Genomic DNA, 22,028 nt, shown 5'->3' with positions numbered 1-22,028 from the left:
CACCATGCCGTGGGACGCGGTGGGCGCGGTATGCGTTGCGCTGCTCGGGTACGTCCCGGGGAGAACTGCCCTTTGGGGCAGGGTGATCGGGAGCGGGAGGGCGGGGCGCGACGGCTGTCGGGGACCGGCACGGTGCGGCAGGGCCGGGATCGGGTCCGCCCGACGCGCGCCCGGTGTCCGTTCGGCACGGCCAGTCGGTCGGCCGGTGCTTGAACGTCCCCGGCCGGCGGTCCGTATGGAGCGGCGAGCAGTCCGTCCCCAGCCGTTCCCGAGGCCCCGGAGGTGCCGTATGGGAGGCGTCGCCCCGGACGCCGTCGGCGCCCTGCGCCTCGCGCGTGCCGCTGTGTTCGCGGCCGTCTGCGTGGTGACGACGGCCCTGGGCCATGCCCTGAGCTCCGGCGGCCCGCTGCTCTGGTGGGCGGTGGGCCTCGCGTTCACCGTGACGGCGCCGGGCGCCTGGTGGCTGACCGGCCGGGAGCGCGGCGCCGCGGCGGTCGTCGGCGCGACCGTGGGCGTCCAGGCGCTGCTGCACCTGCTGTTCAGCCTCGCCGGACACGGCTTCGGCGCGCACCACGGCGCGGCGTCCACCCACTCCGGTACGGCGGTGCAGCACCACGGGACGCACCCCCTGGCCGCGACAGAGGCCGCCGTGCCGGGAACCGGAGCGGTCACAGGGGCGGGGATGCCCGCGGACCACCCGTCGCTGCTGTCCGCCGTGACCCACGGGAACTCCGCCGGGATGCTCCTGGCCCACCTGCTGGCCGCCGTCGTGTGCGGCCTGTGGCTGTGGCGCGGTGAGGCGGCGGCCCACCGGCTCGGCCGGGCACTGGCCGCTCTCCTCGCCGCACCACTGCGCCGGCTCCGCGACGTGCTCTTCTCCCCGGCGGACGCACGGGACGCCGCGCGCCGCCCGTGCCGTTCGGCCGCCGCCGGCTGGGAGCGCCCCCAGCCGGCGCCCGTCTCGCTGCGGCACGCCGTCGTCCGCCGAGGACCACCGCGCGGCCGGCCGGTGCTCACCCGCCCGTCCTCTCCTGCCGCCCTGCTCGCCGTACGACCCTGAATCCGGTCGGCTCCCGGCGTTCCAGTGGCCGGCGTGACGGGCGGACGGCCGGTGCCCGTACGCGCACCGGCCCGTCCTTTCCGGCCCGGGCCACGACCGTCAACGGCCGCGTGCCGCGTGCCGCATACCGCACGCCGCAAGCCGCGCGCCCACGCGCTGCCGCCGTTGCCTCGCCCGGACCCGGTCCGCCCCAGCCATCGATCGGGAGTACGACCCATGAACCACCACACCTCCGGCCACCCGGCCCTGCGTGACGACACGCATGCGGCCCCTTCACCGCTCCCCGGACGGGACAGAACGGCGGCCGCCGCGCCCCGCCGCCGCCCGGGCTTCCGTCTCGCCGCCGCCTGCGCCGCCGCCGCGGCGACGGCCGTTCTGCTGTCCGGCTGCGGCGGCGGCTCCTCCGAACACGCGTCCGCCGAGACCTCCGCCGCCTCCTCCAAGGACGCCAAGGACAAGGCGGGCATGGACGGCATGGATGCCACGGACGAGATGGAGGGCATGGACGACAAGGCGATGGGGGACCCCTCGGCCACCCCCGCCGACAAGATCGCCGACGCGGAGATCACGCGTGGCGCCTTCCGGCTGCTCGACACCCGGCCGCCGGGCATGGACGATGTCACGGGCACGGCCTGGCTGGCGCAGCACAAGGACGGCACCACCGTGACGGTGTCGCTGACCGGCCTGAAGCCGGGCGCCGCCTACATGGCGCACCTGCACGCCCAGCAGTGCTCCGACGACAACGGAGGCGAGCACTTCCAGTTCGAGAAGGGCGGTGCCACGACACCGCCGAACGAGGTGCATCTGATGTTCAAGGCCGGCAAGTCCGGCAAGGCCACGACGACGGTCAGCAACACCCGGAAGACCGGCGAGGACGCGGTCGCCCTCGTCGTCCACCCCCGCGAAGCGATGGACAACCGGATCGCATGCGCCGACTTCGAGTTCTGAGAGGCCCGGCCGCCCTGTCGGCAGCGACGGTTCTGTGCCCGCTGCTGCTCCTCGGCGGCACACCCGCGTACGCCCACAGCGCGCTGAAGGACGCGACACCGGCACCCGGCGCCACGGTCGGGACCGGAACTCGCGTGGTCGCCCTGAGCTTCGGCGGCCTGCGCCCCGGTGCACCGGCGAAAGTCGCCCTGACCGGCCCCGACGGCACCGAAGTACCCGTAGGGCGGCCGGTCGTGGCGGACGACTCCGTGGTCTGCGCCGCCGTCAGGCCGCTGCGCGCGGGCATCACCACCCTGACGTACACCATCACCGCCGCGGACGGCGACGCGCAGACCAGCGCCTACCAGTTCGAGGTGGCGGACGGTGCGGAGCCCGCCGCAACGCCGCCGCCCTGCCGGGGCCTGGACCTGGCGGCACCGGACGCCCGGGAACCGGCACGGAAGCCGAGACCGAAACCGGAAGCGGCAACGGGCGAGGACGAGACGATCCCGGGCCTCGGCCGCACCACGGCGTTGGCCGTCCTCGCGTTGGCCGCCGTCGCGGCCGCGGGAGCAGGGGTCCTGGCCGTGCTGCGCATGCTGCGGGAGAAACGGAGCCCGGAACGGCGCACAGAACACCGGGGAGGCGCCATGTGACATCGGGGCGCCCATGCGCACCACCCCCATCACGACGCCACCCTGTTCGTGTCGCACTTGCGGCGGCCGCGACCCCTGGTACCGGCATATGGGCGAAGGCGCCGGCAGCGGTCCGGGGGCTCGGCACAGCCCGACGTCCCCGGCGCGCGCCGTCTCGTCGCCGGGGACGGTTACGGCGTACCAGCCCGGAAGGGGCGCTCGGCGGTGCCGAGGATGTGGGTGGCCGCCGGGGAGGAAACGCGCGTCTCGGGAAAAGTCGAACGTCTTCAGTGAGGTGACTGTGAACCCGGCGGCGACGATCGCGGCCCGGATGTCCCGGCCGGTGTGGCAACCGCCCATGGCCCGGGGCCAGATGGTGGCGTCCAGAACCCGCTGCTCACGGCGCATCGCGGGCGAACCGGCGCGGCAAGCGGTGGCCCGGGAACTGCCCGTGAACCGCCCGGGGACCGGCTCGGGCTCGGACTCGGCTCCCAGGCGGCCCCGGAAACCACTCAGGGGCCCGACCCGCGATGCGGAGCAGGCCCCTGAGTGGTGTTTCCTCAGTCGGGGTGGCGGGGTCGAGCCCCGCGACCTCCTCGCCCCGAGCACCTTGAGTGGGCGCTCCACCTTGGCCGACCGTGTCTCTCACCTGCGGCGATGGTTTCGCAGACGTCCGCGCTCATTCGCTGCTGTGCGTCGGCGTTGTCACGAGGTCAGACACTCACGGGTGTCCTGGAAGATGCGCGTGCCGCTTGTCGGAGCACCTTTTCGGTGCGGCGACTGCTGACCCGAGTTGATTCTCATGGAGAGAAAGAATCAGGTGTTGAGGCAAGGGGTCGTGATGTGCTTGGACCGGTTCACATCTGCAGGGTCGGGAAATACGAGGAGCAGACGGGCTTTGTAGCACTGGGTTCCCGACTTGTCCGACGTGGTGACGTTGTAGCCGAAACCCTTGTTCTCGTTGATTATGCGCGGACCGAGGCTGTGGTTCGACGGGAGAATTCGCTTGCCGTCCCGATAGAAGGTAATGGAGGGCGTGACGATGAGGTCGCCCTTCGTGCAGGATGCGTGGGCCTGAGCCCGGACCTTGCCGCTGTAGGTGTGGTCGTCGATGTACAGCTTGGCCGTGCAATTCGGGTTGTACAGCATGCTTACGGGGCCGACCGACTTGGATGCTGCCTGAGCGTTCGGCGTGGCAAGCGCAAGGGTGCCGAGTGTCAATGCTCCCGCTACAGCAAGGCTCTTCGTCTTGATGCGCAAAAGATCCCCCTCTTTTCGAGGCTCTCTGGTCGAGGCCTTCTGGTCGTTTTTGATCTTTGCAGGGGCGGGTGGCTGAGGCAAGCGGTATTTGATCTTCTGAGCTTTCCTTGAGCTTGTAAATTTCCGCTCGGTGGACTTGTCGGTTCATGGGTGGTTCCTTCGCTGTTGAAGCACTTGTGAATGCCTGCGTGGTGCCCAATGGCATCTCGCCCCAGGTGCTGGAGTCGCTCGGTGTGCCAGGCCGACGCGGTCGGAGTGGGGACTTCGGTCGGGAACCGCTTCGGCGCGAGTGCACGGCTCGGTATGTCGACACCGACGAGTGAACGCCGCGTGGGCTGCGGCACGGCTTCGAGTCCCTGCTCTCCGATCGCGGCATGCCGCTGCAGGGGACCTCCCAGCCGGTCGGTCACTCCGGGACGGCCGTGGGACCGAAGAGGTGTACCGGAAGCAGATCCGGCCCGGGACCCAGACCGGTGCCGTGGTCATGGCAGGCATCTACACGCGGGCGCCGGAGCGTCGGTCACACCGTTGGATGCGCAGCAACGCCAGAGAGCACTTACCAGTCTTGGTAAGTGCCCTCTGGGCTGGTGCTTCTTCAGTCGGGGTGGCGGGATTTGAACCCACGACCTCTTCGTCCCGAACGAAGCGCGCTGCCAAGCTGCGCTACACCCCGAAGCAACGAGCTCTACTTTAGCGGACCCGGAGCCGCAGGAGAAATCCGATACCGGGGGCGGGCCGGCGGCCGCCCAGGAGAGGGCCCGGGCGGCACGGCCGTCTGCTCGGACCTGCCCCGGCGGCGCCCGGCGGACCGGAGGCCTGGTCCCCGGACCGGCTGCTCCGCGGAGCCCGGCCCGGCCCGCTCTGGGGCGCGCCCCCAACCCGGCGGAACGCTCAGTCCCGCCGCTCCACCAGCGTCAGCAGCGTCGCCTCCGGAGGGCAGGCGAAGCGGACCGGGGTGTAGCGGTTGGTGCCGCAGCCGGCCGAGACGTGGAGGTGCGCGGTGTTGCCCGCCGCCCGGTGGGTGGAGAGGCCCTTCACGCGCTCGGTGTCCAGGTCGCAGTTGGTGACCAGGGCCCCGTAGAAGGGGACGCAGAGCTGCCCGCCGTGCGTGTGACCGGCCAGGATCAGCGGGTAGCCGTCCTCCGTGAAGGCGTCGAGGCTGCGCAGATACGGGGCGTGGACCAGGGCGAGGGAGAAGTCCGCCTCCTGCTCCGGGCCGCCGGCGACCTCCTCGTAGCGGTCCCGCTTGATGTGCGGGTCGTCGAGGCCGGTGAGGGCGATCTCGATGCCGTCCAGCTTCAGCCGCCCGCGCGAGTTCGACAGGCCGACCCAGCCGGCGGCGTCGAAGGCGTCCCGCATGCCCTCCCACGGGTTGCGGCGGACGCCGATCGCCGGGTCGTTCCTGCCGTTCAGGCCGTGCTGGCCGCGGACTTTCTCCAGCAGGTAGCGGGCGGGGTTGCGCAGCTGCGGCGCGTAGTAGTCGTTGGAGCCGAAGACGTAGGTGCCGGGGAACTCCATCAGCGGCCCGAGGGCGTCGAGCACCTCCGGCACGGCCTCCGGGTCCGAGAGGTTGTCGCCGGTGTTGACGACGAAGTCGGGCCGCAGTCCGGCCAGTTCGCGCAGCCAGCGCTGCTTCTTCCGCTGCCCGCCGACCATGTGGATGTCGGAGACCTGCAGCACGCGCAACGGCCGCATCCCGCGCGGCAGGACGGGCACCGTCACCCGGCGCAGCCGGAACGAGCGGACTTCGAAGCCGGCGGCGTAGGCGATTCCCGCCGCGCCGACTGCCGTGATTCCCAGGGGTACTGCGTATCGCGCGCGCATCCCTCCATGGTCGCAGAGCCGGAGCGGTGCGGTGCGGTGAGGCGGCCGACGCGAGCCGGCGGCCGGTGTGACGAGGCGGCCGGTGTGACGGGACGGCCGCGCTCCGTGGCCGCGGGCGGTGGCGGACGGGGCGGGACGGCGGCGCTGGGGCAAGGGTGGTGAAGCGAGAGTGGTGAAGCGAGAGTGGTGAAGCGAGGGTCACGGGGGTAATGAGCTGGGCGGATCGGCGTCCCTCCTGGCAGACTCGCGGCATGACCACGCTCAAGAACCGCCTGCAGGAGGACCTCACCGCGGCCATCAGGTCCCGCGATGAGCTGCGCTCCTCCACGCTCCGGCTGACCCTCACCGCGATCACCAAGGAGGAGGTCTCGGGCACCTCCGCCCGCGAGCTCTCCGACGACGAGGTGCAGAAGGTGATCGCCCGCGAGGCGAAGAAGCGCCGCGAGTCCGCGGACGCCTTCGAGCAGGGTGGCCGGGCCGAGTCGGCCGCGCGGGAGCGGGCCGAGGGCGAGGTGCTGGCCGAGTACCTGCCGCAGCAGCTGTCCGACGAGGAACTGGCCGTCATCGTCGAGGAGGCCGTGCGGGAGGCTGTGGCGGGCGGCGCCGAGGGCCCGCGGGCGATGGGCGCCGTCATGAAGATCGTGAACCCGAAGGTCGCGGGCCGGGCCGAGGGCGGCCGGGTGGCGGCCGAGGTCAAGAAGCGGCTCGCCGCCGGCTGAGAGCCTGGAGAAGCCCCGCTCGTCCCTCCCGAAGGAGGAGGAGCGGGGCTTCTTCCATGGGCCGCCCCCTGTCTCCGGTCGCGGCCCCGCGGAGCCGGTGCGCGGGATGCGAGGGAGCCGGTGCGCGGGAGGCGAGGGAGCCGGTGCGCGGGAGGCGAGCCGCTCCGGCCTCAGCGGCGTCCGCCCGCGCCGTTCCCCGGGCCCTGGATGAAGCCCTCCGGGATGGAGAACGTCGGATTCGGCTCGGCGCCTCCGTTGCCGCCGCCGCCGATGAGGCCGCCGTTGTCGCCGCCGCCGGGGAAGCCCTCACCGGGCTTCCGGTCGTCCTCGTCCTTCTCCTTGTCCTTCTTCGGCGGGTCGGCGATCGGCACCTCGACGAAGCCCGGCGCTTCCCTGCCCTCCAGCGCCCCGCTCATCGCGTCACGCCAGATCGGGCCGGGGACACTGCCACCGAAGACCTTGTCGTGGGGCCGGCCGCCGATGGTGATGTTGATCATCTTGCGCTGGTGCTGCGGGTCGCCCACCCAGACGGCGCCGGACAGGTTCGGGGTGTACCCCACGAACCAGGCCGCGTACCGGTTGTCAGTGGTACCGGTCTTGCCCGCGCTGGCCCGTCCGCTGAGACCGGCCTGGGTGCCCGTGCCGTCCTCGACGACGCCCTTCAGCAGGGTGTTGATCGTGTCGGCGGTCCGCTCGCTCATCGCGCGAGTGCACTTGGACTTGGGGACGTCCAGGGACTTGCCGTTGGCGTCCTTGATCGACTCGATGGCGACCGGAGTGCAGTACGTGCCCCTGCTCGCGAAGGCGGCGTAGCCCGCGGCCATGGTCAGCGGGGACATCTCCTGGACGCCCAGGGTGATCGACGGCACCTGCCGGAGCTCGCCACCGCCGGCCGGCTCGATGCCCATCTTCTCCGACATCTCGACCACCGGGCAGATGCCGATGTCGCTGATCAGCTGCACGTAGTAGGTGTTCACCGACTTCGCGGTGGCCTCCCGCATCCCGTACGGGCCGACCTCGGACTCGTTTTCGTTCGCGACCTTGACCGGCTTCTGCGACGACCACTGGCCCTCGCACTTCGGCACCGGGCTGGGGTAGGTCATCTCGTACGGCGACGGGTACGACCGCGACGGGCTGACGCCCCGCTCCAGTGCGGCCGCCGCGACGATCGGCTTGTACGTCGAGCCGGGCTGGTAGCCCATGCCGCCGCCCATGTTCTCGTTCACGGAGAGGTTCACCGCGATCTCGTTCTTCCCGAAACCGTACGGCCGTGACTGGCCCATGCCGAGGATCTTGCCGGTGCCCGGCTCGACCAGCGACACCGCGGCGGCCACCTCGTCGCTCTTGTAGACGTGCTTCTTGACCGACGCCTGCACGGACTTCTGTGCCTTGGGGTCGAGGGTGGTGCGGATGGTCATCCCGCCCTCGTTCCAGCGCTTGTTCCGCTCCTCGCGGGTCTCGCCGAACTCCTCGCTGGCGAGGAAGACCTTGCGGACGTAGTCGCAGAAGAAACCGGCGCCGTTCACGGCGGTGATGCAGCCGTTCTGCGGCTTGGTGATGTCGAGGCCCAGGTCCTTCTTCTTGGCCTCGGCGGCCTCGTCCTTGCTGACGTGCCCCTGCTCGGCCATCCGGTCGAGGACCACGTTGCGTCGCTTGAGCGCCTGGTCGCCGTTGGCCACCGGGTCCCAGCGGCTGGGCGACTGCACGATGCCGGCCAGCAGCGCGGCCTCCTGCAGCTCCAGGTCCTTGGCGGACTTGCTGAAGTAACGCTTCGCCGCCGCCTCGACGCCGTAGGCCTGCTGGCTGAAGTAGGTGATGTTGAGGTAGTTCTCCAGGATCTTCTTCTTGCCGAGCTCTTCCTCGATCTGGATCGCGTACTTCAGTTCCTTGATCTTGCGCCCGACGGTCTGCTGGGTGGCGGCCTGGAACTTCTCCGCGTTGTCCCCCGCCTCCTCGACGAAGACGTTCTTCACGTACTGCTGCGTCAGCGTCGAGGCGCCCTCGGAGACCTCGCCCGCCTGGGCGTTGTTGTTGAGGGCGCGGAGGATGCCCTTGAGGTCGATCGCGCCGTGCTCGTAGAAGCGCTCGTCCTCGATCGCGACGATCGCCTTCCGCATGTACGGCGAGATGTCCTTGAGCGGCACCACCGTGCGGTCCCGCGAGTAGACGGTGGCGATCAGACCGCCCTCGGAGTCGAGGATGCTGGTCTTCTGGCTCAGCGGTGGGCGCTTGAGGTTGGCGGGGATCTCGTCGAATCCCTCGACCGACCCCTTGGCCACCAGTCCGAGCGCGCCGGCGGCCGGAAGCGCGATGCCGGCCAGCACGGCTCCGGAGAGCACACTGACACCGAGGAACTTGGCGGCCTGTCGCGTGGTCGAGCGGCCATCACCGGGGCGCTTGTTAGCCATGGAAGCAGCCTACGTTCTCATTCGCCGGACAGGTACGCATCCCTTGGCCTAAGCTCATCTTCAGAGTAACGACGCTGTCATCACGTACCCTTTTCGACTCCCCTCGGTACGACATCTGCCACCAATACGGACACAATCCCCCTGTCTCCCGTCGGTGCGCGCCTGAACCACCCCGCTTCGACCGCGATTTCCGCGATGTCCCCACCTCACTCCGTTGGGTGATCTGCCGCGTACGCATAGTCCGTTCGGGCCATTCAAGATTGGGCCCGCTGGGGGTGTTGCGCTCTGTCCACCTTCCGTAACGTCCTCAACTGGCAACGGTGAATATGCCGCTGCCGCCGTGGGGGAGCCTCGATTCGGGAGAGGACGGCGCCAGCATGGGCTGGGTAACCGACTGGAGTGCGCAGGCAGCCTGCCGCACTACCGATCCGGATGAACTGTTCGTTCAAGGAGCGGCCCAGAACAGGGCCAAGGCCGTCTGCACCGGCTGCCCGGTGCGCACGGAGTGCCTTGCCGACGCTCTGGACAATCGCGTCGAATTCGGCGTCTGGGGGGGAATGACGGAACGGGAGCGCAGGGCGCTGCTGCGCCGGCGGCCGACGGTCACGTCGTGGCGCAGGCTGCTGGAGACCGCACGCGCGGAGTACGAGCAGAGCTCCGGCCTGCTGTCCGTGGAGCTGGAGGAGGCCGGGAACTACGCCGCCGCCGGCTGACCCGCCAGCTGCTCCCCGATCGCCCGCAGTCCCGCCAGGTCGTGCACGTCGCCGGGCAGGGCGGCCACCTCCGTCACCGGCACGTCCGGGTGGACGGCGGTGAAACGTTCCCGGGTGCGCTGCTCCCGGGCGAGCGTCCGCATCCGCTCGGCGTGCAGCCGCAACAGCCTCGCGGCGAGCTGTTCCACCGTGGGCTCCCGCATCGGGTGCGTCTCCATCGAGTGCGTCTGCGGCGTGTGCGCCGCGTCCGCCGAGGGCTGTGCCGTCGCCGGCGGCCGGCCGGGGCCGCTGTCCTCGGCGGTGTCCTGGGCGGCGGGGGAGTGCGCGCGGGGGGCATCGCCGGGGACCGTCCCGGCCCGGTCCGTCTGCGCGCCGCGACCGTCGCTGACGCCGCCGTTCTCCGGGTAGTCCGCTTCGAGCTCCTCCGCGGCGGCCAAGGCCCGCTCGGCGCTGATCCGGTCGGCCCCGCTGCCGTGCACCCGGTTCAGGACCAGCCCGGCCAGCGGCATCCGCTCGGCGGCGAGCCGCTCCACGAAGTACGCGGCCTCCCGCAGCGCGTCCTGCTCCGGTGCCGCCACCACCAGGAACGCCGTACCGGGCGCCTGCAGCAGCCGGTACGTGGCATCGGCCCGGGTGCGGAAGCCGCCGAACATGGTGTCCATCGCGGCGACGAACGTCTGCACGTCCCGCAGCAGTTGGCCGCCCACCAGCTTGCTGAGCGTGCCCGTCATCACCGACATGCCGGCGTTGAGGAACCTCATCCCGGCCCGGCCGCCGACCTTCGCCGGAGCCGTCAGCACCCTGATGAATCTGCCGTCCAGGAAGGAGCCGAGCCGCTTGGGCGCGTCGAGGAAGTCCAGCGCGGACCGGCTCGGCGGGGTGTCCACGATGATCAGGTCCCACTCGTCGCGCGCCCGGAGCTGGCCCAGCTTCTCCATGGCCATGTATTCCTGCGTGCCTGCGAAGCCGGCGGACAGCGACTGGTAGAAGGGGTTCGCCAGGATCGCCCGCGCGCGTTCCGGGTCGGCGTGCGCCTCGACGATCTCGTCGAACGTGCGCTTCATGTCGAGCATCATGGCGTGGAGCTCCCCGGAGTCCCCGGCCTCTCCGGTGCCTCCGGTGCGTCCGGCGGAGATGCCCTCCACCCGGCGCGGGATGTTGTCGAGCGAGGCGATGCCCATCGACTGGGCCAGCCGCCGGGCCGGGTCGATGGTCAGCACCACGACCCTGCGCCCGCGTTCCGCGGCCCGTACCCCCAGAGCGGCCGCCGTCGTCGTCTTGCCCACGCCGCCCGAGCCGCAGCACACGATGATGCGCGTCTCCGGATCGCCCAGGAGGGCGTCCGTGTCCAGCCGGGGCACCGGCCCGTCGAGGACCGAGTGCCCGGTGCCGCCCTCCGGCCGCTGACGCCCGCCGCTCATCCGGCCACCCCCGGCACTCCCTGCTTCCGTATGTCCTTGGCCAGCCGGTAGAGACCGGCGATGTCCGCGCCCTCGTCCAGGAACTCCAGCTCGGGGGCGGGCAGTCCCAGGCCGGCTATCTCCTTGCGCTGCGCCTGCTCCAGCCGGACCCGCGCGACATGCTCCCGGGCCTGCTCCAGCAGCGGGTCGACCAGCCGCTCGGCCAGCCCGCCGCGGCGGGCGCCGCCGAGACCGGCCCGCGACAGCGCCTTGGCGACCGCCGGCCGCTCACCGTCCGCCGCACGGCGCAGCTCCTCCTCGCCGAGCAGCGGCGGCCGGACCATGTTGACGAAGACGCCGCCCACCGGCAGCGAGGCGGCGCGCAGCTCCGCCACCCCGTCCACCGTCTCCTGGACGGGCATCTCCTCCAGCAGCGTCACCAGATGGACAGCCGTCTCCGGGGACTTCAGCACCCGCATCACGGCCTGCGCCTGGTGGTGTATCGGGCCGACCCGGGCCAGCCCGGCGACCTCGTCGTTGACGTTCAGGAAGCGCGTGATGCGGCCGGTCGGCGGGGCATCCATGATCACGTGGTCGTAGACGGGGCGGCCGTTCTTCCGCTTGCGGCGGACCGCCTCGCAGACCTTGCCGGTCAGCAGGACGTCCCGCAGCCCCGGGGCGATGGTCGTCGCGAAGTCGATGGCGCCGAGCTTCTTCAGCGCCCGGCCGGCGCCGCCGAGCTTGTAGAACATCTGCAGATAGTCGAGCAGGGCCCGCTCGGCGTCCACGGCCAGGGCGAACACCTCGCCGCCGCCCGGACCGACAGCGATCTTGCGCTCCTCGTAGGGGAGGGCCTCCGTCTCGAAGAGCTGCGCGATGCCCTGCCGGCCCTCCACCTCGACGAGCAGGGTGCGCCGCCCCTCCTCGGCCAGGGCGAGCGCGAGGGCGGCGGCGACCGTGGTCTTCCCGGTACCGCCCTTGCCGCTGACGACGTGGAGCCTGCTCATGCAAGGGAGCCTAACCAGTCGGGGCACGGGCTACGCACGAGCCCGGGTGTCGCAGGCATTACAGTCACCACCATGACCAAGTGGGAATACGCGACCGTGCCGCTGCTCGTCCATGCCACCAAGCAGATCCTCGACACCTGGGGCGAGGACGGCTGGGAACTCGTCCAGGTCGTACCGGGCCCCAACACGGAGCAGCTCGTGGCCTATCTGAAGCGCGAGAAGACCGCATGAGCGCGGCCGAGGACAGGCTGGCGGAACTCGGTCTGACGCTGCCCGGCGTGGCCGCGCCGGTCGCCGCGTACATCCCGGCCGTGCGCACCGGCCGCTACGTCCACACCTCCGGGCAGCTGCCGCTCGTCGAGGGCAAGCTGCCGCTGACCGGGAAGGTCGGCGCGGAGGTCACCGCCGAGGAGGCCAAGGAGCTGGCCCGCACCTGCGCGCTGAACGCGCTGGCGGCGGTCAAGTCCGTGATCGGTGACCTCGACCGCGTCGTCCGTGTCGTCAAGGTCACCGGCTTCGTCGCCTCCGCCCCGGACTTCACCGGCCAGCCGGGTGTCGTCAACGGCACCAGCGAACTGCTGGGCGAGGTGCTCGGGGAGAAGGGCGTGCACGCGCGGAGCGCGGTCGGTGTGGCGGTACTGCCGCTGGACGCCCCCGTCGAGGTCGAGATCCAGGTCGAGGTCGAGGACGGGGCCGGGGACGCGGGCACCGGGTCCGCCGGGAGCTGACGCCGGCTTTAACGGCCCGGACCGGCCGGGGCGGCCGGTCCGGCCAGGTGCCGGCCAGATGCCGGCAGGGGCCCGGCTGTGCGGCGGGGCTGTGTCCCGTCCGGCCGCCGCACAGCCCTGCCGTACCTGGTCAGGCCTCGAACATCAGGGCGGAAACACATAGCATCCGGCCATGTCCGCAACGAATGGCCAGTGGTATCCGCCGGAGTGGCCCGAACGCATCAGGGCCCTCGCCGCCGGCGAGCTCACCGCCGTGACCCCGCGCCGCGCCGCGACCGTCCTGCTGCTGCGGGACGGCAGCGCCGGACCGGAGGTCCACATGCTCCGCCGCCGTACCTCCATGGCCTTCGCCGGAGGTGTGTACGCCTACCCCGGGGGCGGCGTGGACCCCCGTGACGAGAGCCCCGTCGGCTGGGCCGGCCCGTCCCGGGCGGACTGGGCGCGGTGGCTCGGCACCGACGAGGCCGCGGCCCAGGCCATCGTCTGCGCCGCCGTCCGCGAGACCTTCGAGGAGGCCGGTGTGCTCCTTGCGGGGTCGAGCCCCGGCACGGTCGTCGAGGACACCACGGGCGAGGACTGGGAGGCCGACCGCGCCGCACTCGTCGCCCGCGACCTCTCCTTCGCGGACTTCCTCTCCCGGCGCGGGCTGCTGCTCCGCAGCGACCTGCTGGCGCCCTGGGACCGCTGGATCACCCCGGAGTTCGAGCCCCGGCGCTACGACACCTGGTTCTTCGCCGCCGCTCTGCCCCCCGGCCAGCGCACCCGCGACGTCTCCACCGAGGCGGACAGCACGGTCTGGGTCCGCCCCGCCGAGGCCGCCGCCGGACACGACCGGGGAGAGCTGACGATGATGCCGCCGACCATCGCCACGCTCCGCCGCCTCCAGCCGTACACGTCGGCCGCCGAGGTGCTCGCCGCGGGCGCGGGCCGCGAGCTGACGCCCGTCCTGGCGGTGGCGGAGCTGACGGACGACGGCATCGTGCTGAGCTGGCCGGGCAACGACGAGTTCACCACCCACATCCCGGGCGGACCCGGAGCCCCGTCGTCCCCCGACGCTCCGTCCCCCGACGCTCCGTCCGCCCCGGCCGAGGGAGCGGGCGCATGACGGACGCGGCAGCGCTCCCCGGGCAGCCGCGCGGCCGGGTCGTCTCCGGGCCCGCCACGGAGCGGGCCGTCTGCGTCCTGGCCCCCAACCCCTCGCCGATGACGCTGGACGGCACCAACACCTGGATCGTCTCCGAACCGGACTCGGACCTCGCCGTGGTCATCGACCCGGGGCCGCTGGACGACTCCCATCTCGCCGAGATCGTGGCGACGGCCGAGCGCGCCGGCAAGCGCGTCGCGCTGACCCTCCTCACCCACGGGCACGCCGACCACGCGGAGGGCGCGGCGCGCTTCGCCGCGCTGACCGGGACGGCGGTGCGGGCCCTCGACCCGGCCCTGCGCCTCGGGGACGAAGGGCTCGGCGCGGGGGACGTCGTCACCACAGGCGGTCTGGAACTGCGGGTCGTCCCGACCCCGGGGCACACCTCCGATTCGCTCTCGTTCCACCTGCCGGCCGACGCCGCGGTCCTCACCGGCGACACGGTGCTCGGCCGGGGCACCACGATGGTCGCCCACCCGGACGGGCGGCTGGGCGAGTACCTGGACTCCCTGCGGCGGCTGCGGTCACTGACCGTCGACGACGGGGTGGACACCGTGCTGCCCGGCCACGGCCCGGTGCTCGACGACGCCCGGGGCGCCCTGGAGTTCTATCTCGCCCACCGGGCGAGCCGGCTGGCGCAGGTCGAGACCGCGGTCGAGGCCGGCCACAGCTCGGCACCCGACGTCGTGGCCCATGTGTACGCCGACGTCGACCGCACGCTGTGGCCGGCCGCCGAGCTGTCCGTCCGCGCGCAGCTCGACTATCTGCGGGAACACGGGCTGATCTGAGACGACGCCACGGGCTCCGCCCGGATCACCGGAGATCTCCGGTGATCCGGGCGGAGCCCGTGGGTACGGCAGGCGCCGCCGGGTGTCAGCGGGAGCGCTTCGCGAGCCGCTCGACGTCCAGCAGGATCACCGCGCGCGCCTCCAGCCGCAGCCAGCCGCGGCCGGCGAAGTCGGCGAGCGCCTTGTTGACCGTCTCACGGGAGGCACCGACCAGCTGGGCCAGCTCTTCCTGAGTCAGGTCGTGCACCACGTGGATGCCTTCCTCCGACTGCACGCCGAAGCGGCGGGAGAGATCCAGCAGTGCCTTGGCGACACGGCCCGGGACATCGGAGAAGACCAGGTCCGACATGGTGTCGTTGGTCCGGCGCAGGCGCCGCGCGATGGCGCGCAGCAGCGCCGTCGACACCTCGGGCCGGGCGTTCAGCCAGGGCTGCAGGTCGCCGTGGCCCAGGCCGAGCAGCTTGACCTCGGTGAGCGCGGTGGCCGTGGCCGTCCGCGGGCCCGGGTCGAACAGCGACAGCTCGCCGATGAGCTCACCGGGGCCGAGCACGGCGAGCATGTTCTCGCGGCCGTCGGGAGAGGTGCGGTGCAGCTTCACCTTGCCCTCGGTCACCACGTACAGGCGGTCGCCCGGGTCGCCCTCGTGGAACAGGGCCTCGCCTCTCGCGAGGGTGGCCTCGGCCATCGAGGCGCGCAGCTCAGCGGCCTGCTCGTCATCGAGCGCCGCGAAAAGCGGGGCGCGCCGCAGAACGTCGTCCACGAGATCTCTCCTTGTCGACATGCCCAGAGGACCTTGGTCCCCATGATGCCGGACGGCAAAACTGTGTGATCAAACACAAGTGTGGCGCATCGCTGCCGCAAGCCATACGGCAGGGGGCCGATTGGGGGGTGATTCTTTGCGGCCGGGGCGGATGGCGGTGCCTGGCCTTAGGCTGGCCGGGTATCCAATACGCCTTTGAGAGCACAGGATAAGGGGGCCGGACGGGTGACTGAGGGGCCTGATTCCGCTGTGGGCGAACGCGGGCCCGCGGCAGCACGGAAAGCCGCCAAGGGTGCCGAGGCGGGCAAGCCGGCACGCCCGGGCGCCTCCGCTCCGGGCACGCCCGCCGCGGGCGCGTCCCGCGGGTCGGCGAAGCCCGAATCGCGGCTCGCGCTGGTCCGCCGGGCCCGGCGGATCAACCGCGAGCTGGCGGAGATCTACCCCTACGCCCACCCCGAGCTGGACTTCCGCAACCCGTTCGAGCTGCTGGTCGCCACGGTCCTCTCCGCCCAGACCACGGACCTGCGGGTCAACCAGACCACTCCCGGCCTCTTCGCCGCGTACCCCACCCCGGAGGAGATGGCGGCCGCCCACCCCGAGGAGCTGGAGCAGATCATCCGGCCCACCGGCTTCTTCCGGGCCAAGGCCAGGTCGCTGCTGGGGCTCTCCGCCGCGCTGCGCGACCGCTTCGGCGGCGAAGTGCCCGGCCGGCTGGAGGATCTGGTCACCCTCCCCGGCGTCGGCCGCAAGACGGCCAACGTGGTGCTGGGCAATGCCTTCGGGGTGCCGGGGATCACGGTCGACACCCACTTCGGGCGGCTGGTGCGCCGCTGGAGGTGGACGGAGCAGGAGGATCCGGAGAAGGTCGAGGCCGAGATCGCCGCCCTCTTCCCGAAGAGCGAATGGACGATGCTCTCGCACCGGATCATCTTCCACGGCCGCCGCATCTGCCACGCCCGCAAACCGGCCTGCGGAGCCTGCCCCATCGCCCCGCTCTGCCCGGCGTACGGCGAGGGCGAGACGGACCCGGAAAAGGCGAAGAAGCTGCTCAAGTACGAGATGGGCGGGCAGCCGGGACAGCGTCTGAGCCCACCCGCCGGATACCCGGGCAAGCCCGCGCCCCCGCTGGGGGCCCAGTGACGGGCACCGCCGGCGCCCGGCCCGTCCGCGACGGTGACATCACCGTCACCGCCGATGGGCTGCCCCGCTGGCTGGATCCGGTGGCGCACGCGGCCCGCACCGTCCAGCCCCGCCAGCTCAGCCGGTTCCTGCCGCCGGAGTCCGGCGGCAGGCAGTCCGCCGTGCTGATCCTGTTCGGCGACGGCGACGGCGACGGCGACGGCGACGGCGACGGCGACGGCGACGGCGACGACCACGGCGACGGTGACGGCGTCGCAGGCCGAGGCGAGCCGGAGGGCGGCGGGGAGAGCCGTGGCCCCGGCGACGGTCCGGGCGGGCCGGAACTGCTGCTCATCGAGCGCTCCAGCACCTTGCGCTCCCACGCCGGCCAGCCGTCCTTCCCCGGCGGGGCGCTCGACCCGGAGGACGGCGATCCGCAGACCGACGGCCCCCTGCGCGCCGCGCTGCGGGAGGCGGAGGAGGAGACGGGCCTCGACCCGGCCGGGGTACAGCTCTTCGGCGTCCTCCCCCGGCTCTACATTCCGGTGAGCGGCTTCGTGGTGACTCCCGTGCTCGGCTGGTGGCGGGAGCCGACGCCCGTGGCGCCCGTCGATCCGGGGGAGACGGCACGGGTCTTCACCGTGCCCGTGGCGCATCTCACCGACCCCGGCAACCGCGCGACCACCGTCCACCCCAGCGGCTACCGCGGCCCCGCGTTCCTGGTCGGAGACGCACTGGTGTGGGGGTTCACGGCCGGTGTGATCGACCGGATCCTGCACCACGCGGGCTGGGAGCGGCCCTGGGACCGCGGCAGGCACGTGCCGCTCGACTGGCGCGCGTGAGACGGTGTCCCGGTGAATGTGCTGGACGTTCTGCTGCTGCTCGCCGCCGTGTGGTTCGCGGTCGTGGGCTACCGCCAAGGCTTCGTGGTCGGCATCCTCTCGGTGATCGGCTTTCTCGGCGGCGGACTCATCGCCGTCTATCTGCTGCCGGTGATCTGGGACCGGCTCACCGACCGCTCCCCGCCGGGCACCGCGGCGGTGGTCGCCGCCGTCGTCATCGTGATCGTCTGCGCCTCGGTCGGACAGGCCTTCACGACGCACCTCGGCAACAAGCTGCGCCGGCACATCACCTGGTCGCCGGCGCGTGCTCTGGACGCGACGGGCGGCGCGCTGGTCAACGTCGTCGCGATGCTGCTGGTCGCGTGGCTGATCGGCTCGGCGCTGGCCGGGATAGCGCTCCCGCCCGTGGGCAAGGAGGTGCGCAACTCCAAGGTGCTGCTGGGCGTCGAGCAGGTGATCCCGGACGCGGCCGACAACTGGTTCTCGGAGTTCGGTTCCGTCCTGGCGCAGAACGGCTTCCCCCAGGTCTTCAGCCCGTTCGCCAACGAACCCATCACCTCCGTGGAGCCGCCCGACCCGAAGCTGGTGAACAGCCCCGTCGTCGCCCGCGCGCAGCGCAGCATCGTCAAGGTGCTGGGCACCGCCGACAGTTGCAGCAAGGTCCTGGAGGGCACCGGATTCGTCTTCGCGCCCAACCGCGTCATGACGAACGCCCATGTCGTCGGTGGTGTGGACGAGCCGACCGTGCAGATCGGGGGCGAGGGCCGGCTGTACGACGCCACGGTCGTGCTCTACGACTGGGAGCGCGACATAGCCGTGCTCAACGTCCCCGGGCTCGGCGCGCCCGCACTGGAGTTCGCCGAGCAGGACGCCGAGCGCGGGGACGACGCGATCGTCGCGGGTTTCCCGGAGAACGGCGGCTTCGACGTCCGGGCGGCGCGGGTCCGCAGCCGCATACAGGCGGACGGACCGGACATATACCACCGGGGTACCGTCAGCCGCGACGTCTACTCCCTGTACACGCTCGTCCGCCAGGGCAACTCCGGCGGGCCGCTGCTGACCGCCGACGGCCGGGTCTACGGCGTCATCTTCGCCAAGTCCCTCGACGACGAGGACACCGGCTACGCGCTGACGGTCGACGAGGTGCGCGAGGACGTCCGGCGCGGACGCACCGCCGAGCAGACCGTGGACAGCCAGGGCTGTGCCCTGTAGCGGCGGCACCCGCGGAGATCCGGAGCCGAACGCATGAGGGCCGCCCCGGTCCCGTGGGGCCGGGGCGGCGTCGGATGGCGTGCGGGGGAGTGGTGCCGTGGCGCCCGGCAGCGGATCCGCCGTGGGCGTGTGGGTGCCCGGGCGGTCGGCGGCCGGGCAGCCGCGGTCAGCGGTCGGTGATCAGTCGCGCGGGTGGCGCAGGCGCGCCGACACCCAGCGGGCGCGGCGGCGGAGAATGTTCGGGATACCGAGACCCGGAGGCTCCAGATGGAAAGCCACAGACGGGTTTTGAGCCCGTTTCCCGGAGGAACCGGAGGAGACCACCCCCTGGGGGGCGTTCCGCACGATGGCGGCGTGGTGATCACGAGATACGTCACGGTAGTCGTGCGTCCAACCCATACCGGGGGCCTTCCCGGGAGCAGTGGTCGGTAACCGCCCGGGAGTGGGCCATTTGGCCTATGCACCGGGCACGTGGCCGCCTGCGGCCCTCCCCCTGTGCCGCTGCCGGCCGCGGGCGGTGAGCTGTGGGGCGTCTTCCGCCATCCGCTGCCCGGACCTGCCCGGATTGGTGCGGTACCCGGCCTACCGGTCCGGTTCCGGGTCCTTGAGCCAGCTGATCAGCTCATGGGAGAAGGCCGCCGGGTCCTCCTCGTGCGGGAAGTGCCCCAGGCCGTCGAACAGCCGCCAGCGGTAGGGCGCTTCGACGTACTCGCCGGAACCGGCGGCGCTCCGGGTCCGCATCACGGGGTCGAGCGATCCGTGCAGATGCAGCGTCGGCACCCGCACCGGGCGCTTCATCCGGCGGTTGAACTGGATGCCGTCGGGACGGGCCATCGAGCGCACCAGCCACCGGTACGGCTCGATCGAGCAGTGCGCGGTCGAGGGGATCGACATGGCCCGGCGGTAGGTGTCCACCGCCTCGTCCTCCGGCAGCCGCGGACCGGACCATTCGCGCATCAGCCGGCCCACGAGGGCGGCGTCGTCGGCCACCAGCTGCCGCTCCGGCAGCCAGGGGCGCTGGAAGCCCCAGACGTATGAACCGGCCCGGGTCTGCCGCACGTCCGTGAGCATCGCCGAGCGCCAGCGGCGCGGATGGGGCATGGAGGTGACCGCCAGCCGGCGCACCAGCTTGGGGCGCATCACCGCCGCCGTCCAGGCCAGGTAGCCACCGATGCCGTGGCCGACGAGGGCCGCGTCCGGCTCGCCGAGGGAGCGGATCACCCCGGTGACGTCGAGGGCGAGGTTCGCCGGGTCGTAGCCCCGCGGGGTGCGGTCACTGCCGCCGACGCCGCGCAGGTCCATGGCGACGGCCCGGAAGCCCGCGTCGGCGAGGGCGGTCAGTTGGTGCCGCCAGGCCCACCAGAACTCCGGGAATCCGTGGAGCAGCAGGACCAGCGGCCCGTCACCGGCCTCGGCGATGTGGAAGCGGGCGCCGTTGGCGGCGACGTCCCGGTGGGTCCAGGGACCGTCGATCCTGACGGCCGTGGCGGGGGTCTCGGGCGAGGTCATGCGGAGAGCGTGCCACACACTCCCGCTACGGCGCCGGTTCGGCCGGCACGGCCGCCCGGGAGCGCGGGTGGGGTTTGGCGTTGCCGAGCACGGCCGCCGTCTCCCGGGCGGAGGCCATGCTCTTCTCCGGCTTCTTGACCTTCTTGAACTTGGCGACGGCGAAGAGGCCCAGGAGCGCGGCCAGCAGCAGATAGGCACTGCCCACGATGAGGAAGGACCAGGCCAGGCCGAGCCCGAGGTTGTGGATGCCGTACGCGGCGGCGAAGCTCAGCACGGGCAGGGAGAAGAGGGCCAGCACGCCGGCGGTGGTGACGGCGAAGCCGCCGATGCCCGCCCGCTTCGCGTCCTGCCGCAGCTCGGCCTTGGCCAGGGCGATCTCGTCGTGCACGAGTGCGGACAGCTCTGTGGTCGCCGTGGCCATCAGCTGTCCGAGGCTGCGGTCGCCATCCTGTTCGACTGGGCTCATCGCTTCATCCTTCACTTCGGGTCTGCTGGCACTCCCTGGGCGGGATCTACCGGGCGGTTGCCCCGATCATGCCGGATCATCGCTGGTCGCGCGTTCCGTTGTGTTCCGTCGCGGCGACTTCCGCCTGCCTTCGGTGCGCGGCGGCTTTTTTTTCGTGGATCGCCGCCATCCGGAGGTGGTAGGCGGGGTCGTTCCGCTCGTAGACATCCGGGATGCCGGACTCGTCCTCGTCGAGGTTCTCCTCCTCGTACAGCCGCCGGTACTTGTTGTTGCGCAGCTTGAGGAGGATGCCCGCGGCGACGGCGGAGATCAGGGAACCGACGAGGACGGCGGCCTTCACCTCGTCCGCGAGCGCGGGGTCCTCGGTGAAGGCCAGCTCGCCGATGAGCAGGGACACGGTGAAGCCGATGCCCGCGAGGGAGGAGACCGCGAAGATGTCCGCCCAGGCCAGTTCGTCGTTGAGTTCGGCCTGGGTGAAGCGGACCGCCAGCCAGGAACCGCCGAAGATGCCGATGACCTTGCCGAGGAAGAGACCGAGGACGACACCGAGCGGCTCCGGCGTGGTGAAGACGTCACCGAGCGCCCCGCCGGACACGGAGACACCGGCCGCGAACAGGGCGAACAGCGGCACGGCGACCCCGGCGGACAGGGGACGGACCAGATGTTCGATGTGCTCCGCGGGCGAGTGGCCCTCGTCGTCGCGGACGGTGCAGCGCAGCAGCAGGCCCATCGCGACACCCGCGACCGTGGCGTGCACGCCGCTGGCGTGCATCAGCGCCCAGATCACCACGGCCAGTGGGACGTAGACGTACCAGCCGCGCACGCCCTTGCGGTGCAGGAACCAGAAGAGGGCCAGCCCGGCCAGGGAGAGGCCCAGGGCGGGGAGGCTGATGTCAGTGGTGAAGAAGATGGCGATGATGAGAATCGCGCCGAGGTCGTCGACGACCGCCAGGGTCAGCAGAAAGGCCCGCATCGAGGCGGGGAGCGAGGTGCCGAGCACCGCGAGGACGGCAAGGGCGAAGGCGATGTCGGTGGCGGTGGGCACCGCCCAGCCGTCGAGGCTGCCGCCCAGGAAGGAGTTGGTGGCGACATAGACGAGCGCGGGGGCGATCATGCCGCAGAGCGCCGCCACGACGGGCAGGGCCGCCGCTCTCGGGTCCCGGAGTTCGCCGGCGACCAGTTCCCGCTTGAGCTCGATGCCGGCCACGAAGAAGAAGACGGTGAGGAGGCCGTCCTTGGCCCAGTCACCGATCGACAGGTCCAGATGGAGGGACTCGGGCCCGACGGTGAAGTCCCGGACGTTCTGGTAGAAGTCGCTCAGCGGGGTGTTCGCCATGACCAGGGCGACGATCGCGGCCGCGAGCAGCAGTACACCGCCGACGGTCTCGGTCCGCAGGGCGTCCGCGACGAAGTTGCGCTCCGGCAGGGACATGCGGCCGAGGAACTTGGGACGCTGGGGCGTGGCCACGGGAAAGGAACCCTCCGGTCGGTTACGTGGATACCGGCC

Annotated in this window: 22 protein-coding genes, 1 tRNA gene and 1 pseudogene; 13 read left to right on the top strand and 11 right to left on the bottom strand. The window is 71.9% G+C overall.

Translation table 11 applies throughout. The features are described 5' to 3' along the window. Nucleotides 1-289 precede the first annotated feature (289 nt). The 3 genes from KBZ10_RS13105 to KBZ10_RS13095 all read left to right on the top strand — a co-directional run bounded on the left by KBZ10_RS13105 (nucleotide 290) and on the right by KBZ10_RS13095 (nucleotide 2,643). The gene (locus KBZ10_RS13105; protein ID WP_210987753.1) at nucleotides 290-1,060 is read left to right on the top strand and encodes a hypothetical protein; all 771 of its coding nucleotides are present in this window, start codon (nucleotides 290-292) and stop codon (nucleotides 1,058-1,060) included. 216 nt (nucleotides 1,061-1,276) lie between these two features. Continuing rightward, nucleotides 1,277-2,008 carry a superoxide dismutase family protein gene (locus KBZ10_RS13100; protein WP_210987752.1) on the top strand — a complete coding sequence of 244 codons (732 nt, stop codon included), beginning with the start codon at nucleotides 1,277-1,279 and terminating at the stop codon, nucleotides 2,006-2,008. Then, nucleotides 1,987-2,643, top strand: a complete 657-nt coding sequence (locus KBZ10_RS13095; RefSeq protein ID WP_210987751.1) for a copper resistance CopC family protein — start codon at nucleotides 1,987-1,989, stop codon at nucleotides 2,641-2,643. The genes KBZ10_RS13100 and KBZ10_RS13095 overlap by 22 nt, the downstream gene beginning before the upstream one ends. 795 nt (nucleotides 2,644-3,438) lie before the next feature. Here the strand turns inward: KBZ10_RS13095 and KBZ10_RS13090 are convergent. Then, complete coding sequence (locus tag KBZ10_RS13090) at nucleotides 3,439-3,882, bottom strand: hypothetical protein (RefSeq protein WP_210987750.1); 444 nt, start codon at nucleotides 3,880-3,882, stop codon at nucleotides 3,439-3,441. Between the two features lie 323 nt (nucleotides 3,883-4,205). On the opposite strand from KBZ10_RS13090, the pseudogene KBZ10_RS29375 reads away from it, so the two are divergent. Next, a pseudogene (locus tag KBZ10_RS29375) lies at nucleotides 4,206-4,399 on the top strand (site-specific integrase); the annotation flags it as partial. An 82-nt stretch (nucleotides 4,400-4,481) separates the two neighbouring features. On the opposite strand, the gene KBZ10_RS13085 reads toward KBZ10_RS29375, so the two are convergent. Further along, a tRNA-Pro gene (locus tag KBZ10_RS13085) sits at nucleotides 4,482-4,555 on the bottom strand. 218 nt (nucleotides 4,556-4,773) lie between these two features. Then, nucleotides 4,774-5,706: a metallophosphoesterase gene (locus tag KBZ10_RS13080; RefSeq protein WP_210987749.1), complete on the bottom strand. Its 933-nt coding sequence runs from the start codon at nucleotides 5,704-5,706 to the stop codon at nucleotides 4,774-4,776. A gap of 251 nt (nucleotides 5,707-5,957) precedes the next feature. Here KBZ10_RS13080 and KBZ10_RS13075 point away from each other — a divergent pair, with 251 nt between their 5' ends. After that, nucleotides 5,958-6,425 carry a GatB/YqeY domain-containing protein gene (locus KBZ10_RS13075; protein WP_210987748.1) on the top strand — a complete coding sequence of 156 codons (468 nt, stop codon included), beginning with the start codon at nucleotides 5,958-5,960 and terminating at the stop codon, nucleotides 6,423-6,425. A gap of 170 nt (nucleotides 6,426-6,595) precedes the next feature. Here KBZ10_RS13075 and KBZ10_RS13070 read toward each other — a convergent pair whose 3' ends face one another. Further along, entirely contained in the window at nucleotides 6,596-8,833 is a 2,238-nt protein-coding gene (locus tag KBZ10_RS13070) for a transglycosylase domain-containing protein (protein ID WP_210987747.1), read from the bottom strand. Between the two features lie 377 nt (nucleotides 8,834-9,210). Between KBZ10_RS13070 and KBZ10_RS13065 the strand changes: the two genes are divergently transcribed. Then, complete coding sequence (locus KBZ10_RS13065) at nucleotides 9,211-9,546, top strand: WhiB family transcriptional regulator (protein ID WP_210987746.1); 336 nt, start codon at nucleotides 9,211-9,213, stop codon at nucleotides 9,544-9,546. On the opposite strand, the gene KBZ10_RS13060 is transcribed toward KBZ10_RS13065, so the two are convergent. Then, the gene (locus KBZ10_RS13060) at nucleotides 9,528-10,967 is read right to left on the bottom strand and encodes an ArsA family ATPase (RefSeq protein ID WP_210987745.1); all 1,440 of its coding nucleotides are present in this window, start codon (nucleotides 10,965-10,967) and stop codon (nucleotides 9,528-9,530) included. The two genes, KBZ10_RS13065 and KBZ10_RS13060, sit on opposite strands and share 19 nt — an antisense overlap. Continuing rightward, on the bottom strand, nucleotides 10,964-11,953 hold the full coding sequence (locus KBZ10_RS13055; protein WP_210987744.1) for an ArsA-related P-loop ATPase: 990 nt from the start codon (nucleotides 11,951-11,953) through the stop codon (nucleotides 10,964-10,966). Before KBZ10_RS13055 ends, KBZ10_RS13060 begins: the two co-directional genes overlap by 4 nt. Before the next feature lie 72 nt (nucleotides 11,954-12,025). On the opposite strand from KBZ10_RS13055, the gene KBZ10_RS13050 reads away from it, so the two are divergent. The 4 genes from KBZ10_RS13050 (at nucleotide 12,026) to KBZ10_RS13035 (ending at nucleotide 14,613) form a co-directional block, all read left to right on the top strand. Next, the gene (locus KBZ10_RS13050) at nucleotides 12,026-12,184 is read left to right on the top strand and encodes a DUF4177 domain-containing protein (protein ID WP_019707547.1); all 159 of its coding nucleotides are present in this window, start codon (nucleotides 12,026-12,028) and stop codon (nucleotides 12,182-12,184) included. Then, entirely contained in the window at nucleotides 12,181-12,681 is a 501-nt protein-coding gene (locus tag KBZ10_RS13045) for a RidA family protein (protein ID WP_210987743.1), read from the top strand. Before KBZ10_RS13050 ends, KBZ10_RS13045 begins: the two co-directional genes overlap by 4 nt. A 172-nt stretch (nucleotides 12,682-12,853) precedes the next feature. Further along, nucleotides 12,854-13,786, top strand: a complete 933-nt coding sequence (locus KBZ10_RS13040) for an NUDIX hydrolase (RefSeq protein ID WP_210987742.1) — start codon at nucleotides 12,854-12,856, stop codon at nucleotides 13,784-13,786. Continuing rightward, a complete protein-coding gene (locus KBZ10_RS13035) occupies nucleotides 13,783-14,613 on the top strand; it encodes an MBL fold metallo-hydrolase (protein ID WP_210987741.1) in 831 nt (276 codons plus the stop codon). The genes KBZ10_RS13040 and KBZ10_RS13035 overlap by 4 nt, the downstream gene beginning before the upstream one ends. 85 nt (nucleotides 14,614-14,698) lie before the next feature. On the opposite strand, the gene KBZ10_RS13030 is transcribed toward KBZ10_RS13035, so the two are convergent. After that, nucleotides 14,699-15,373: a Crp/Fnr family transcriptional regulator gene (locus tag KBZ10_RS13030; RefSeq protein ID WP_019707551.1), complete on the bottom strand. Its 675-nt coding sequence runs from the start codon at nucleotides 15,371-15,373 to the stop codon at nucleotides 14,699-14,701. A gap of 249 nt (nucleotides 15,374-15,622) precedes the next feature. Between KBZ10_RS13030 and nth the strand changes: the two genes are divergently transcribed. The 3 genes from nth to KBZ10_RS13015 are packed head-to-tail and all read left to right on the top strand — an operon-like array spanning nucleotide 15,623 to nucleotide 18,546. Next, on the top strand, nucleotides 15,623-16,513 hold the full coding sequence (nth, locus tag KBZ10_RS13025) for an endonuclease III (protein WP_307847382.1): 891 nt from the start codon (nucleotides 15,623-15,625) through the stop codon (nucleotides 16,511-16,513). Continuing rightward, the gene (locus KBZ10_RS13020) at nucleotides 16,510-17,334 is read left to right on the top strand and encodes a CoA pyrophosphatase (protein ID WP_307847381.1); all 825 of its coding nucleotides are present in this window, start codon (nucleotides 16,510-16,512) and stop codon (nucleotides 17,332-17,334) included. The genes nth and KBZ10_RS13020 overlap by 4 nt, the downstream gene beginning before the upstream one ends. Nucleotides 17,335-17,346: 12 nt before the next feature. Continuing rightward, a complete protein-coding gene (locus KBZ10_RS13015; protein ID WP_210987739.1) occupies nucleotides 17,347-18,546 on the top strand; it encodes a MarP family serine protease in 1,200 nt (399 codons plus the stop codon). A gap of 180 nt (nucleotides 18,547-18,726) precedes the next feature. Here the strand turns inward: KBZ10_RS13015 and KBZ10_RS30535 are convergent, their stop codons facing one another. The 4 genes from KBZ10_RS30535 to nhaA form a co-directional block, all read right to left on the bottom strand. Beyond that, the gene (locus KBZ10_RS30535; protein ID WP_247702279.1) at nucleotides 18,727-18,945 is read right to left on the bottom strand and encodes a hypothetical protein; all 219 of its coding nucleotides are present in this window, start codon (nucleotides 18,943-18,945) and stop codon (nucleotides 18,727-18,729) included. Between the two features lie 183 nt (nucleotides 18,946-19,128). Then, nucleotides 19,129-20,055 (bottom strand): alpha/beta fold hydrolase, encoded by a 927-nt coding sequence (locus tag KBZ10_RS13010; RefSeq protein WP_210987738.1) that lies wholly within the window; start codon nucleotides 20,053-20,055, stop codon nucleotides 19,129-19,131. Between the two features lie 25 nt (nucleotides 20,056-20,080). Further along, nucleotides 20,081-20,521, bottom strand: coding sequence for a phage holin family protein (locus KBZ10_RS13005; protein ID WP_210987737.1), 441 nt, complete (start codon nucleotides 20,519-20,521; stop codon nucleotides 20,081-20,083). Between the two features lie 76 nt (nucleotides 20,522-20,597). After that, nucleotides 20,598-21,953, bottom strand: a complete 1,356-nt coding sequence (gene nhaA / locus KBZ10_RS13000; protein WP_247702316.1) for a Na+/H+ antiporter NhaA — start codon at nucleotides 21,951-21,953, stop codon at nucleotides 20,598-20,600. Nucleotides 21,954-22,028 lie beyond the last annotated feature (75 nt).

Source organism: Streptomyces sp. F63, assembly GCF_018070345.1.
GTDB lineage: Bacteria > Actinomycetota > Actinomycetes > Streptomycetales > Streptomycetaceae > Streptomyces.
Note: the sequence above shows the minus strand (reverse complement) of the source record. Positions and strands in the feature narration are given on the sequence as shown.